The sequence below is a fragment of the Streptomyces sp. NBC_01351 genome (assembly GCF_036237315.1).
Lineage (GTDB): Bacteria > Actinomycetota > Actinomycetes > Streptomycetales > Streptomycetaceae > Streptomyces.
In genome coordinates this window covers 4,598,870-4,613,960 of sequence record NZ_CP108356.1, presented here as the reverse complement: position 1 = coordinate 4,613,960, position 15,091 = coordinate 4,598,870, and the positions used below count along the sequence as shown (strand labels likewise).

The 15,091-nt window shown below is 72.4% G+C and carries 8 protein-coding genes; all 8 read right to left on the bottom strand.

Features of this window, described 5'->3' with window-relative positions:
* Positions 1-104 precede the first annotated feature (104 nt).
* Positions 105-1,652: an alpha/beta hydrolase gene (locus OG625_RS21330; protein ID WP_329383437.1), complete on the bottom strand. Its 1,548-nt coding sequence runs from the start codon at positions 1,650-1,652 to the stop codon at positions 105-107.
* 229 nt (positions 1,653-1,881) lie between these two features.
* Entirely contained in the window at positions 1,882-3,093 is a 1,212-nt protein-coding gene (locus tag OG625_RS21325) for a DNA polymerase III subunit delta' (protein ID WP_329383434.1), read from the bottom strand.
* 76 nt (positions 3,094-3,169) lie between these two features.
* A complete protein-coding gene (gene tmk / locus OG625_RS21320) occupies positions 3,170-6,385 on the bottom strand; it encodes a dTMP kinase (protein ID WP_329383431.1) in 3,216 nt (1,071 codons plus the stop codon).
* A gap of 240 nt (positions 6,386-6,625) precedes the next feature.
* Positions 6,626-9,445, bottom strand: coding sequence for a type I DNA topoisomerase (gene topA, locus OG625_RS21315; protein WP_329383427.1), 2,820 nt, complete (start codon positions 9,443-9,445; stop codon positions 6,626-6,628).
* Between the two features lie 291 nt (positions 9,446-9,736).
* Positions 9,737-9,934 (bottom strand): hypothetical protein, encoded by a 198-nt coding sequence (locus OG625_RS21310; protein WP_329383423.1) that lies wholly within the window; start codon positions 9,932-9,934, stop codon positions 9,737-9,739.
* 125 nt (positions 9,935-10,059) lie between these two features.
* Positions 10,060-11,589 carry a DUF7059 domain-containing protein gene (locus OG625_RS21305; protein ID WP_329383420.1) on the bottom strand — a complete coding sequence of 510 codons (1,530 nt, stop codon included), beginning with the start codon at positions 11,587-11,589 and terminating at the stop codon, positions 10,060-10,062.
* Positions 11,590-11,791: 202 nt separating this feature from the next.
* The gene (locus tag OG625_RS21300; RefSeq protein ID WP_329383416.1) at positions 11,792-12,358 is read right to left on the bottom strand and encodes a small secreted protein; all 567 of its coding nucleotides are present in this window, start codon (positions 12,356-12,358) and stop codon (positions 11,792-11,794) included.
* Positions 12,359-12,520: 162 nt separating this feature from the next.
* A complete protein-coding gene (locus tag OG625_RS21295) occupies positions 12,521-14,923 on the bottom strand; it encodes a sodium-translocating pyrophosphatase (protein ID WP_329383413.1) in 2,403 nt (800 codons plus the stop codon).
* Positions 14,924-15,091 lie beyond the last annotated feature (168 nt).

Here is a 15,091-nt window from a genome sequence, read left to right as displayed (position 1 = left end):
TGGTTAGACAAGTGTTCCCTCGAAGAGGGGCTCTCATCAGCAGCGGCGCCAAGTCTACAGGCTCTGGACGGGTGCCTTGAACCGGGTTCTGCCGGGGCGTGGCGTCAGCACTTCTTGCCGTCCGTCGGGGGCTTGCCCTCCAGGAGGTACGTGTTGATCGACGTGTCGATGCAGTCGCTGCCGCGGCCGTACGCCGTGTGGCCGTCGCCGTCGTAGGTGAGGAGGGTGCCCGATTCGAGTTGCCCCGCCAGGGCCTCCGCCCACTTGTACGGGGTCGCCGGGTCGCGGGTGGTGCCCACCACCACGATCGGAGGGGCGCCCTTCCCCGTCAGGGGCTTCGCCGTGCCCGTGGCCTTCACCGGCCAGTACGTGCAGTTCAGGGAGGCCCAGGCCATGTACGCGCCGAAGACCGGGGAGGCCTTCTCGAAGGAGGGCAGGGCGGCGTCCACGGCCTCCGGGCCCCTGAAGGCCGGCGGCTGGTCAAGGCAGTTCACGGCGGCGTTGGCGTACATCAGGTTGGCGTACCTGCCGTCCGGCTCGCGCTGGTAGTAGCTGTCGGCGAGGGCGAGCATGGCGGCGCCGTCTCCGTCCATGGCGGCCGTGAGCGCCTCCCGCAGCTGCGGCCAGGCGCTCTCGTCGTACAGCGCGTCGATCACCCCGGTCGTCGCGAGGTATTCGCCCAGCGGGCGGGCCGGCTCCCCGGTGGGGACGGCCTGGGCGTCGGCCTTGCGGAAGAACTCCTTCAGGCGCTCCCCCATCGCCTCCGCTCCCCCCTTGCCGAGCGGGCAGTCGGGCTGCTTCGCGCAGTCCTTGGCGAAGGAGACGAAGGCCGTCTCGAAGCCCGCCGTCTGGTCCCGGCTCAGGTCCAGCGCGGACCGGGTGGGGTCCATCGCACCGTCCAGGACCAGTCGACCGACCCGGTCGGGGAACAGCTCCGCGTACGTCGCCCCCAGGAAGGTGCCGTACGAGGCTCCGACGTACGTGAGCTTCTCGTCGCCGAGCACCGCGCGCAGCAGGTCCATGTCCCGGGCGGCGTCCACGGTGGACACGTGCGGCAGGATCCGCCCGGAGCGCTCCTCGCAGCCCGCCGCGAACTCCTTGAAGGCCGCCACCAGCCGAGCCCGCTCGGCCGCGTCGTCCGGGGTCTGGTCCACCTGGGTGTACTTGTCCATGGCCGGGCCGGTCATGCACTCGACGGGGCTGCTGCGGTCCACCCCGCGCGGGTCGAAGGACACCATGTCGTACCGCGCGCGGACCGGAGCGGGGTAGCCGATGCCCGCGTACGCCTGGAGGTAGCCGATGCCTGAGCCGCCCGGGCCTCCCGGGTTGACCACGAGCGAACCGAGCCGCTTGCCGGGGCCGGTGGCCTTGCGGCGGGCCACCGCGATGTCGACGTCCTGGCCGGAGCCGGGCTTCGCGTAGTCCAGCGGGGCCTTCATCGTGGCGCACTCGAAGCCGGGGACACCGCACTCCCGCCAGCTCAGCTCCTGCTCGTAGTACGGGCGCAGCGCGGGCTCGTCCACGGACATCCGGGCGTCGGAGGACGCGGCGGCCCGGGGTCCCCCCGATCCTCCCGAGGTGCACCCGGAGAGGAGCAGCCCGGCGGCTGCGATCACGGTTCCGGTCGTACGCAGCAGGCGACTGGTGTCCATCCCCGGAGCGTACGGCCTGCCGACCCCGCCCATCGGGCCCGCTGCACCCGACGGCCCTGCGGTGCGGGAGGCGCGCGCCGGGCAGGGCGGGGAACGGGGCCGATCCCTGCCCCGGAGGCCGGTCCGCCCGTACGGGTGAGCCGGTCAACAGGGCCTGGACAGGGCCTCGGCAGCCCCTGGTCCTTGGCCCTTGGTCCCTGGTCCCTGGCTCTTTGTCCCTGGTCCCTGGTCAGCCGGCGCGCAGGGACATCGTCATCGCCTCTACCGCGAGGAGCGGGGCCACGTTCCGGTCGAGGGCGTCCCGGCAGGCGATGATCGCCTCGATCCGCCGCAGGGTCCGCTCCGGGCCGGACTCGCGGGCGATCCGGTCCAGGTCGTGCCGTATCTCCTCATTTGCGATGGCCACCGAAGAGCCGAGCTGCAGGGCCAGCACGTCCCGGTAGAAGCCGGTGAGGTCGGTCAGCGCCAGGTCGAGGGTGTCGCGCTGGGTACGGGTGCGGCGGCGCTTCTGCCGGTCCTCCAGCTCCTTCATCACGCCCGCCGTACCGCGCGGCATCCGGCCGCCGGTGCCGGCGGCGGCGCCGAGCGCGGCCCTCAGTTCCTCGGTCTCCTTGGTGTCTACCTCTTCCGCGACCTGCTTGGCGTCCTCGGCGGCGGCGTCGACCAGCTCCTGCGCGGCCTTGAGGCAGCCGCCCACGTCGTCGACGCGGAGCGGGAGCTTCAGCACTGAGGACCGCCGGGAGCGGGCGGCCTCGTCGGTGGCGAGTCGGCGGGCCCGGCCGATGTGCCCCTGGGTGGCGCGGGCGGCGGCCGCCGCGACGGCGGGCTCGATGCCGTCGCGCCGCACCAGCACCTCGGCGACGGCGTCGACGGACGGGGTGCGCAGGGTCAGGTGCCGGCAGCGGGATCGGATGGTGGGCAGCACGTCCTCCAGCGAGGGCGCACAGAGCAGCCACACCGTGCGCGGAGCGGGCTCCTCCACGGCCTTGAGGAGCACATTGCCCGCTCCCTCGGTGAGCCGGTCGGCGTCCTCCAGGACGATGACCTGCCAGCGGCCGACGGCCGGGGAGAGCTGCGCCCGGCGGACCAGGTCGCGGGTCTCCTTCACACCGATCGACAGCAGATCGGTGCGGACGATCTCCACATCGGCGTGCGTGCCGATCACAGTGGTGTGGCAGCCGTCGCAGAACCCGCAGCCCGGTTCTCCGCCGAGGGCGCGGTCCGGGCTGGTGCACTGCAGGGCGGCCGCGAAGGCCCGGGCGGCGGTGGACCGCCCCGAGCCCGGCGGTCCGGTGAACAGCCAGGCGTGGGTCATCTTGGAGGCCGCGGGCCGCGCGGTCCCCTCGGAAACGGCCGTGACCAGTGCGTCGGCATCACGGGCGGCGGCGGCGAGCTGCGTCTGGACCCGCTCCTGACCCACCAGGTCGTCCCATACGGGCATCCCGCCCACCACCTTTCACTTCACTCTCCGTGCACCCATTGTGGCGTGCGGCACTGACAATCCGGTCCCGGTGAGGTCAGCGGCGGCGGCTCGGGCCCCGGCCGTCCTCGTCCTCGTCGTCCCGGTGCGGGCCGAGCAGTTCGTCCGCGAGCGTCGGCAGGTCGTCCAGCGGAGTCTCCTCCGCCCAGTCCGAGCGGGTCCGGCGCGGCCGGCCCTCCGCGTCGAGGACGGGGATCTCCCGCGTCCGGTCGTTGCCCGAATCCCGGAATATGCCCGGCGGCACCCGGTCGGCCGGGTTCTCCTCGGGGCGCTGGGCGGTCGGCCGCGTGGCGGAGTGAGCCGCTCCGGAGCCCTTGGCCTTCGGCGGGGTGGCCGCGCCCGACGGGCGTACGGGCGGCAGCACGGCCGTCTCGTCGGTCGCCCGGACCGGGGGCAGTACCGCCGTCTCCGCGGCGGACGCGCCCGACGCGGCAGCCGGGGGGTCGACCTTCGGCACCGGGACCGTCTGCGTCACATCGTCCGGCCGCACGACCCGCTTGACCACCGGGGTCTCGACGGTCACCGCGTCGTCCGGATGCGGCTCCTTCGTCATGCCGACCTTGGGAGCGGGAGCGGGCGCAGGGGCAGGCGCCGGGGCCGCCGCAGCAGCCGCCGAAGCAGCAGCAGCCGCCGCTGCCGAAACCGCAGCCGCGGCCGCCGCCTTCGCGGCCACCTCCGCCGCCGCTGCCTCCGCCAGCCTGCGCGCCTCCTCGGCCTTCAGCAGGGCCTCCTCGGCCCGCCGCTGCTTCTCCAGCCGCCGTTCCTCGGCCTCGGCCCGCAGCCGGGCCTCCTCCTCGGCCTCGCGCCGCAGCCGCTCCTGCTCCGCCGCGCGCGCCTTCTCCTCGGCCTCCACGCGCAGCCGCTCGGCCTCGGCCCGGGCCCGGGCCTCCTCCTCGGCGCGCAGCCGCTCCTCTTCCGCCTTGCGGGCGGCCTCCGCCTCGGCCTTGATCCGGGCTGCCTCCGCTTCGCGGGCCAGCCTGGCTTCCTCCTCGGCCTTCAGCCGTGCTTCCTCCGCCTTGCGCGCCGCCTCTTCCTCGGCCTTGCGCCGGGCCTCCTGCTCGGCGAGGCGCCGGGCCTCCACCTGGGCGGCGACCTCCGCCTCGGACAGCGGAAGCATCCGGTCCAGGCGGTGGCGCACGACGGTGGTCACCGATTCCGGATCCTGGCCCGCGTCCACCACGAGGTAGCGCCCGGGGTCGGACGCGGCGAGCGTCAGGAACCCGGCCCGCACCCGCTGGTGGAACTCCGCGGGCTCCGACTCCAGCCGGTCCGGCGCCTCCGTGAACCGCTCCCGCGCCGCCTCCGGCGACACGTCGAGCAGCACGGTCAGGTTCGGGACGAGTCCGTCGGTGGCCCAGCGCGAGATCCGGGCGATCTCGGTCGGCGACAGGTCACGCCCTGCGCCCTGGTACGCCACCGAGGAGTCGATGTAGCGGTCCGAGATGACGACGGCACCGCGCTCCAGCGCCGGGCGCACCACCGTGTCCACGTGTTCCGCGCGGTCGGCGGCGTACAGCAGCGCCTCGGCGCGGTTCGACAGCCCGGCGGAGGAGACGTCCAGCAGGATCGAGCGGAGCCGCTTGCCGACCGGGGTGGCGCCGGGCTCGCGGGTCACGACGACCTCGTGGCCCTTGCCCCGTATCCAGTCGGCCAGCGCCTCCACCTGGGTGGACTTGCCGGCGCCGTCGCCGCCCTCCAGGGCGATGAAGAAGCCTGTGGCGGACGGCGCCTGTACGGGCTCCCCGCCGCGCAGCGCCTCGCGCAGGTCGCGGCGCAGGGGCACTCCGCCGCGGTCGTCGGCCTTGGTGAGCACGACCACGGCGACGGGCAGCAGCAGGGCGCCGACGAGCATCAGGGTGAAGGCCGCCCCGCCGTGCGCGAAGACGACCTCGCCGCCGGTGAGCCGGTGCGGGCCGATCAGCGCGGCCAGCGCGGGGGCCAGGACGGCGCCGAGGGCGACAGCCACCCGTACGACCGCCTGGAGGTGCTCGGTGACCCGGGCCCGGCGGAACTCCTCGGTCTCCTGGTCCAGCAGCGTGTGGCCGGTGTTGGCGGCGACGCCCGCGGCGAGGCCGGCGAGCAGCGACAGGAAGAGCACGGTCGCCGTGTCCGGGACGAGCCCGGTGAGCAGGAGGGCGAGCCCGGTCACCGCTATGGCGAGGGCCAGCAGGCGGCGCCGGGACAGGGCCGGCAGCACCTTGCCGGCCTGGTTGGCGCGGATACCGGCGCCAGTGCCACCGAGCAGGGCGAGGACGAGCAGCGCGAAGGAGGCGGGTCCTCCGCCCAGGTCGAAGGCGTGCAGCACGGCGACGGCGGCGGCGCAGGACACCGCTCCGGCGACGGCCGCGCAGGCCAGGACGAGCAGCGGGATGGCTCCCGTACGGCCCTTCTCCGGGCGGTCGCCCGCCTTGGGCGTACGCAGCCCCTCCAGCGGGGAACGCGGCCGCGGGGTCTTCGTGGCCGGCAGCACCAGCGGGAGCAGCAGCGAGATCGACGCCGCGAAGAGGCCGGAGGCCACGTACGAGCCGAGCGCGGCCTGGTTCGCGGCGAACCAGCCCACTCCGAGGCCGAGGGCCTTGCCGACGAGGGTCGCGGCGAGCAGCGCGGCCGCGGCGACGGGGAGGGCCGCGAAGGTCGTACGGAGCGTCAGGCGCCGCAGCGCGTCCAGGTGGTCCGGGAGCGGCCGCACGGTCGCCCCCTCCGGCGGCGGCGCGGGCAGCAGGGCGGGGGCGGCGCTGTCCTTGGCCAGGGTCCACAGCCGCTCGGCGGCGCCGGAGACGAAGACGGTGGCCAGCAGCGCGGTGAGCGCGTGGGCCGGGATCCAGTCGAGCCACAGCGGGGCGACGACGAAGAGCCCGAGGCGGACCCCGTCGGCGCCGACCATCGTCCAGCGGCGGTCCAGCTTGCCGCCGGGGGCGACGAGCGCGGAGAGAGGGCCGAGGAGGACCGCGCCGAAGAGCAGCGTGGCGAGGATCCGGACGCCGAACACGACGGCGACGGCGAGGGCGGCACCGCGGTACCCGTCGCCGAAGGCCCCTTCCGACACCGCCGCCTGGAGGGCCAGCAGCACCAGCACCAGCAGGGCTAGGGCATCGCCGATGCCGCTCACCAGCTGGGCGCTCCACAGCCGGCGCAGCCTGGGGGTGCGCAGCAGTGCGCGCACCGCTCGCTCGCGGGAATCCGCGGCTAGGGCTTCGTCGTAGGTGGGGTTCGCCGGGGCGGTCACGACCGTTGGCTGCTCGGCTCGCGTCATCCGCCCAGCCTATCCGCTGCGCTTGGCCGTTGCGGAGGCCTGTGGACAAGGTCGGGTGTGACCCCGGACCCACCTGTTTCCGGGGCTCCGCCCCGGACCCCGGCGGGTGCGGCACCGCTGCGGGGGCTCCGCCGCCGAGCCCCCGCGCCTCAAACGCCGACGAGGCCGAATTTCGCACCCGGTGCCACAACGGCGCAGGGCCCCGCGCACATCGCGCGGGGCCCTGCATCAAACCGGGGGTTACTCGTCCGCCGGGGCGGCAGCCGCCTTCTTCGCCACCGTCTTCTTGGCCGTGGTCTTCTTCGCGGCCGTCGCGGTGGTCTTCTTTGCCGCCGTCTTCTTCGCCGCGGCGGTCTTCGTCGCGGTCGCCTTCTTCGCCGGGGCCTTCTTGGCGGGGGCCTTCTTCGTCACCTTCTTGGCCGGGCCCTTCGCCCGCTTCTCCGCGAGCAGCTCGTAGCCCCGCTCCGGCGTGATGGTCTCGACGTCGTCGTCCCGCCGCAGCGTCGCGTTCGTCTCGCCGTCCGTCACGTACGGCCCGAAGCGGCCGTCCTTGACCACGACCGGCTTCTCGCTGACCGGGTCGGTGCCCAGTTCCTTCAGCGGCGGCTTGGCCGCCGCCCGGCCCCGCTGCTTCGGCTGCGCGTAGATCGCCAGGGCCTCGTCCAGCGTGATCGCGAAGAGCTGGTCCTCGGTCTCCAGCGAGCGCGAGTCCGTGCCCTTCTTCAGGTACGGGCCGTAGCGGCCGTTCTGGGCCGTGATCTCCACGCCCTCCGCGTCCGCGCCGACCACGCGCGGCAGCGACATCAGCTTCAGGGCTTCGTCGAGGGTCACCGTGTCCAGGGACATCGACTGGAAGAGCGAGGCCGTCCGCGGCTTCACCGCGTTCTTGCCCGTCTTCGGCGTGCCCTCCGGCAGGATCTCCGTCACGTACGGCCCGTAGCGGCCGTCCTTCGCGACGATCTGGTTCCCGCTCACCGGGTCGGCGCCCAGCTCGAACTCACCGCTCGGCTTCGCGAAGAGCTCCTCCGCGTACTCGACCGTCAGCTCGTCCGGAGCCATGTCGTCCGGTACGTCGGCCCGCTGGTGGCCCTCCGCGTCCTTCTCGCCCCGCTCCACGTACGGCCCGTAGCGGCCGACGCGCAGCACGATGTCCCCGCCGACCGGGAAGGAGGAGATCTCCCGGGCGTCGATCGCGCCCAGGTCCGTGACCAGCTCCTTCAGACCGCCGAGCGCGTCGCCGTCGGCCGGTACGACCTCGGACGCGTCCTCCGAGCCGAAGTAGAACCGCTTGAGCCACGGCACGGACTGGGCCTCGCCCCGCGCGATGCGGTCGAGGTCGTCCTCCATCTTCGCCGTGAAGTCGTAGTCGACGAGCCGGCCGAAGTGCGTCTCCAGCAGGTTGACGACGGCGAAGGAGAGGAACGAGGGCACCAGCGCGGTGCCCTTCTTGAAGACGTATCCGCGGTCGAGGATCGTGCCGATGATCGACGCGTACGTCGACGGACGGCCGATCTCCCGCTCCTCCAGCTCCTTGACCAGCGAGGCCTCGGTGTAGCGGGCCGGCGGCTTGGTGGCGTGGCCGTCCACCGTGATCTGCTCGGCGGCGAGCGCGTCGCCCTCCGCGACCTGCGGCAGCCGCTTCTCGCGGTCGTCGAGCTCGGCGTTCGGGTCGTCCGCGCCCTCGACGTACGCCTTCATGAAGCCGTGGAACGTGATCGTCTTGCCGGAGGCGCTGAACTCGGCGTCCCGGCCGTCGGAGGCGCGGCCGCCGATCTTGACGGTGACCGAGTTGCCGACCGCGTCCTTCATCTGGGAGGCGACGGTCCGCTTCCAGATCAGCTCGTACAGGCGGAACTGGTCGCCGGTCAGACCCGTCTCGGCCGGAGTGCGGAAACGATCACCCGAAGGCCGGATCGCCTCGTGCGCCTCCTGCGCGTTCTTGACCTTGCCCGCGTAGACGCGCGGCTTCTCCGGCAGGTAGTCGGTCCCGTAGAGCTGCGTGACCTGCGCGCGCGCCGCCGACACCGCGGTGTCGGACAGCGTCGTGGAGTCCGTACGCATGTAGGTGATGAAGCCGTTCTCGTACAGCTTCTGCGCCACCTGCATCGTCGCCTTCGCACCGAAGCCCAGCTTGCGCGAGGCCTCCTGCTGGAGCGTCGTCGTACGGAACGGGGCGTACGGGGAGCGGCGGTACGGCTTGGAGTCGACCGACCGGACGGCGAACGAGGCGTTCTCCAGGGCGGCGGCGAGCGCCCGGGCGTTCGCCTCGTCGAGGTGCAGCACCTCGCCCTTGAGCTGCCCGGTCGAGCCGAAGTCACGGCCCTGCGCGACGCGCTTGCCGTCCACCGTGTTCAGGCGGGCGACCAGCGTGGAGGGGTCGGAGGCGTCACCGGCGCGGCCGGTGGCGAAGGTGCCGGTCAGGTCCCAGTACTCGGCGGAGCGGAAGGCGATGCGCTCGCGCTCCTTCTCGACGACCATGCGCGTGGCCACCGACTGGACGCGGCCCGCCGACAGCTTCGGCATGACCTTCTTCCACAGGACCGGCGAGACCTCGTAGCCGTAGAGGCGGTCGAGGATGCGGCGGGTCTCCTGGGCGTCGACCATGCGCTGGTTCAGCTCGCGCGGGTTGGCGACGGCGTCGCGGATCGCGTCCTTGGTGATCTCGTGGAAGACCATCCGGTGGACGGGGACCTTGGGCTTGAGGACTTCCTGCAGGTGCCACGCGATGGCTTCGCCCTCGCGGTCCTCATCGGTGGCGAGGAAGAGTTCGTCGGACTCGGCCAGCAGGTCCTTGAGCTTCCTGACCTGGGCCTTCTTGTCCGCGTTGACGACGTAGATCGGCGCGAAGTCGTGTTCGACGTCGACGCCGAGACGGCGGACCTCGCCGGTGTACTTGTCGGGAACCTCGGCCGCGCCGCTCGGGAGGTCGCGGATGTGCCCGACGCTCGCCTCGACGACGTATCCCGGGCCGAGGTAGCCCTTGATCGTCTTCGCCTTGGCAGGGGACTCGACGATGACGAGTCGGCGGCCGCCCTTTGCGGTCTCGCTAGTCGGGGACAACTTGGCTCTTCTCTCCGGTCGGCACTCGGTCGCGATACGGCGACGCTGCGGAGTGTGACGGTACAACCCGCCCCCGTGTCAAACGGCAGAAGCCCGCAACGGCCACTCGAACGGTAACCCGACAAGTGCCGTTTCTGCCGCCCGGATGCCGCGGCGGACCCTTCGCGATCACCGCAGCGGGTGGCCGGGGGGCCGTCTGGCCCCGCCTCCGCGCTCACCCCTGCACCCGCTTCCACATGTGGTTTCACATGCGCTTTCCCGGGCGGTTCCAGGCCGCCACGTGCCCCCGCGTCAGAGCCGGGCGAGGCACCACACTCCGAGGGCGAGGGAGCCACCGCCGCCGAGCACGACCAGCGGTACCGCCAGGACGGGGCGCACGCCCTCGGCCACCGGCGCGCCCTTGAGGACGCGCGCCCCCGTCCAGGCCAGCAGAGCGGCTCCGAACAGCAGGAACACGGTCGCGGCGAAGATCGCCGGGCCGTTCTCCATGCCGTTTCCCCTTACCCCCGAGCCACTCCCGGGATCCCCCCGGATCCCGCTGAGCAGAAGCCTTTCAGCTCCCGGGATACGCCGGGCGAACTCCGGGTTACATCCCGGTTCCGCGCCCGGCGCGGCTACTGACCGGGGCCCGCCACGGGTTCCAGGAAGCCCTGCTCGACCAGCATCCGGATCGCCTCCGGCGTACGGTCGCGCAGCACGATCGGGTCCTCCTGCATGAGCTGGGCGATCGCGTCGAGGATCCGGCCCGCGCTCAGTGAGCCGTCACACACTCCCGCGAAGCCCGCGCCCACGGTGTCGACCTTGGTCGCACGCCGCATCCCGCGGTTCTGCCGCAGCACCACGTGTTCCGGATCCTCCGCGCCGGGCGCACCGACCTGCTCCTGGACCACCTCCGCCGCCAGCACGAAACGGGCTTCCAGCAGGGCCGCGTCATCGTGCTCGCGCAGATAGTCCTGTCGGGCGAAGTGGGCCAGGACGGTCTCGCCGAGCGGCTGCTCCACCGAGTGCGGCCACTCCTCGACCACGATCGAGGGCTCGGCCGCATCCGAACGGCGCAGGGTGATCCATCCAAAGCCGACGGCCTTGGTCTTGCGGGCCTCGAACTCGTCCAGCCAGTCCTCGTAGCGCCGCTCGTACTCGGCGGGGTCCGCACGGTGGTCGCCCGCGTCGCGCAGCCACAGCTCCGCGTACTGCGTCACGTCCTGCACGTCACGCTGCACGATCCAGGCGTCGCAGCCGCGCGGCACCCAGGAGCGGACCCGGTCGTGCCAGTCCTCGCCCTCCACGTGCTGCCAGTTGCCGAGGAACTGCGCGTACCCGCCGGTGTTGAGGTGCGCACCGGCCTCCTGGACCAGGGTCCGGCACAGGTCGTCGCCACCCATGCCGCCGTCCCGGTACGTGAGCCGGGCGCCGGGGGAGATCACGAACGGCGGGTTCGACACGATCAGGTCGTACGTGGCCTCGCCGACCGGCTCGAACAGCGAACCGGCGAGCAGCTCGGCCGCCGGGGCCCCGGACAGTGCCAGCGTCAAACGGGTGAATTCCAGAGCCCGGGGGTTGACGTCGGTGGCGGTGACCCGGGTGGCGTGCTGGGCGGCGTGCAGCGCCTGGATGCCGGAACCGGTGCCGAGGTCGAGAGCGGAACCGACCGGGATGCGGACGGTGATCCCGGCCAGCGTGGTGGAGGCGCCGCCGACGCCGAGGACCACGCCCTCTTCGCGGCTCCCGATGCCGCCGGCCCCGCCGACGGCGCAGCCCAGGTCGGAGACGATGAACCAGTCCTCGCCGTCCGGGCCGCCGTACGGGCGTACGTCGACGGTGGCACGCACGGCGTCCTCGCCCCCGACGGCTCCACCGCGCCGCAGCCAGCCGTCGGCCAGGGCCTCCTCGACGGGCAGGGCGGCCGCGGCTTGGGCGTACGTCACGGGCTGCTGGAGCAGGAACAGCCGGACCAGGCTCGGCAGCGGCCCTTCACCGCCGCCGCGCGTGGCACGCAGGGCGGGAACCGTCTCGCTGCGGGCGAGCGCGGCGTAGGCGGGGGCGCCGAGCAGGTCGAGCAGCCCGTCAGCGGTGAAGCCGGCGTCGAGCAGGGCGGTGCGCAGCTCGGTGGCACGGTCGGGCGTGGGAAGACTGGTGGTACTCACCCGTCCATTGTGTCCGCTGGGACCGACAACCGTGCGCCGCCCGGCTGTCGGCGCGCGCCCGCCTACGCCGGAAGCGCCGGCGCGGGTCGCTCCGCGGGGCGCGAACGCCCGCACGTTCACCCCGAGGCCGGGGCAACGGCAGGGCGGCCGGAACCCTTCCGGGTCCCGGCCGCCCTGGTTCGCGTACCGCCGCCGCGCCGGCCTACGACGCGGCCGTCGTGGGCGCCGTGACCTGGCAGCCCTTCTGGCTGTTCATCGCCTTGTCCAGACCGCCCGACTTCAGCTGGTCGAGGGCGTCCTTGCCGCCCTTCGTGGCCTCCTCCAGACCGCCCGCGAGCTCCTTGAGGCCCTCGGCGAACTTCGTCTGGTCCTTGGCGTCCAGGGCGTCCATCTTGGCCTTCAGGTCGGCATAGCCCTTGGAGGTCGACTCGAAGCCCTGAACCGCCGCGTCCAGGGTCTTCTGACCGTCCTTGACCGGCGGGACTCCCGCCCCCTGGAGGGCGCTGCCCATCGTCTTGTAGGACTCGGACATCGTCCCGAAGGCAGCCGAGTCCGTCTTCTGGACGTCCTCCGGCTTGCTGCTCTCCGTCGCCACCCGCTTGATGTCCGCGTTGGCCGCCTCGATCTTCTTCAGTTCGGGCTGCCACTGGTCGCAGACCTTCTTGGCCCAGGCGTCGGCCTTCTTGTCGCCGTCGTCCCCGCCGCAGCCGGACAGGACGAGCATCAGCACCGCACCGCCCGACAACGCGGCCGCAAGCTTCTTGTTCACCGGATTGGTCCCTTCGAAGGCTCTCGGCCCGGAAGATACACGCCCACCATCCGGTGACGTACAACGGCGGACGGACGGCGCGTCAGTCCGCGCCGCCCGTCCGCCGTTCGGGCGTACGACCGGCCCTGCCCGGCCCTGCCCGTACCGCTCGTTGAGAGAGGGTCAGGAGACCGTCGCCGGGTCGGCCGACTGGGCCACCCGCTCGGCGGCTCCGCCTTCGCTCTCCTCGCCCACCGCGATGCCGCGGCGCTTGGAGACGTACACGGCGCCGACGATGACGCCGATCGCGAGTACCGCGACGATCGCCCGTACGGTCGGGCTGCTGTCCGCCCCGTAGCTGAACTGCACGACGGCGGGGGCGATCAGCAGCGCCACCAGGTTCATGACCTTCAGCAGCGGGTTGATGGCCGGGCCGGCGGTGTCCTTGAACGGGTCGCCGACCGTGTCGCCGATGACGACCGCGGCGTGGGCCTCGCTGCCCTTGCCGCCGTGGTGGCCGTCCTCGACGAGCTTCTTCGCGTTGTCCCACGCGCCACCGGAGTTGGCGAGGAAGACCGCCATCAGCGTGCCCGTGCCGATGGCCCCGGCGAGGAAGGAACCGAGCGCGCCGACGCCGAGGGAGAAGCCCACGGCGATCGGGGTGAGAACGGCGAGCAGGCCGGGCGTGGCGAGCTCGCGCAGCGCGTCCTTGGTGCAGATGTCGACGACGCGCCCGTACTCGGGCTTCTCGGTGTAGTCCATGATCCCGGGGTGCTCGCGGAACTGGCGGCGCACCTCGTAGACCACGGCGCCCGCGGAGCGGGAGACCGCGTTGATGGCGAGGCCGGAGAACAGGAACACGACGGCCGCGCCCAGGATCAGCCCGACGAGGTTGTTGGGCTGTGCGATGTCCAGGCTGAGGTTCATCTCCCCGGCCTTGGCGCCGACTTCCTTGACCGCGGTGGCGATCGCGTCGTTGTACGAGCCGAAGAGCGCGGCCGCGGCGAGCACGGCCGTGGCGATGGCGATGCCCTTGGTGATGGCCTTGGTGGTGTTGCCGACGGCGTCCAGGTCGGTCAGGACCTGCGCACCGGCGCCCTCGACGTCGCCGGACATCTCGGCGATGCCCTGGGCATTGTCGGAGACGGGCCCGAAGGTGTCCATGGCGACGATGACGCCGACGGTGGTGAGCAGGCCTGTGCCGGCCAGGGCCACCGCGAAGAGCGCGAGCATGATCGACGTGCCGCCGAGCAGGAACGCCCCGTAGACGCCGAGGCCGATGAGCAGCGCCGTGTAGACGGCGGACTCCAGGCCCACGGAGATGCCAGCGAGGATGACGGTGGCCGCGCCGGTCAGGGAGGACTTGCCGATGTCCCGGACGGGACGGCGGTTCGTCTCGGTGAAGTAGCCCGTGAGCTGCTGGATGAGGGCGGCGAGGACGATGCCGATCGCGACGGCGACGACCGCCAGCACCCGCGGGTCGCCCGAGTGGTTCAGGATCGCGGCGTTGTCGACGCCGACGAGCTCCTTGTAGGTCGCCGGCAGGTAGGCGTAGACGGCGATCCCGACCAGCACCAGGGAGATCACCGCGGAGATGAAGAAGCCGCGGTTGATGGCGGTCATGCCGCTGCGGTCGCTGCGGCGCGGGGAGACCGCGAAGATGCCGATCATGGCCGTGATCACGCCGATCGCGGGGACGATCAGCGGGAAGGCCAGGCCCAGGTCGCCGAAGGCGGCCTTGCCGAGGATCAGCGCGGCCACGAGGGTGACGGCGTACGACTCGAAGAGGTCGGCCGCCATTCCGGCGCAGTCGCCGACGTTGTCGCCCACGTTGTCGGCGATGGTCGCGGCATTGCGCGGGTCGTCCTCCGGAATGCCCTGCTCGACCTTGCCGACAAGGTCGGCGCCGACGTCGGCGGCCTTGGTGAAGATGCCGCCGCCCACGCGCATGAACATCGCGATCAGGGCGGCTCCGAGGCCGAAGCCCTCCAGCACCTTGGGAGCGTCGGCGGCGTAGACCAGGACGACGCAGGAGGCGCCGAGCAGGCCGAGGCCGACGGTGAACATGCCGACCACGCCGCCCGTGCGGAACGCGATCTTCATCGCCTTGTGGGAGACCTCGGTCAGGTCTCTGGCGGGCTCGCCCTCGGCGGGCGTGGCCTCGCGGGCGGCCGCGGCGACGCGGACGTTGGCGCGGACCGCGAGGCGCATGCCGATGTATCCGGTGGCCGCCGAGAAGAGGGCGCCCACGAGGAAGAAGGCGGAACGTCCCGCCCGCTGCGACCAGGTGTCGGCGGGGAGCAGGAAGAGCAGGAAGAAGACCACGACGGCGAAGACGCCGAGGGTGCGCAGCTGGCGGCCGAGGTAGGCGTTGGCGCCTTCCTGGACGGCTGCGGCGATCTCCTTCATTCGGTCGGTTCCCTCGTCGGCGGCGAGGACCTGGCGGACCAGGATCTGCGCGACGACGAGCGCGGCGAGTGCCACGACCGCAATGACGATCACGATGAGCCGGTTGTCATCGGTGAGTACTGCGGCAGCCAGATCAGTCGTGCGATCCGGCGCAATGGGGGTGAAGAGCCCCGTCATTCGTCCTCCTTGACGTGATGAGCTCAAGATGTGGACGGATTGTAGGGAGCGCGACCCGATCAAAACAGTACGCAGGAAACGGAATTGGCGTGCTCTCGCTCCTCAGCAATAGATCGCGTCACTCAAATACCCTCGAAAGCGGTAATGGGACAAAGGCATTGACGCCTG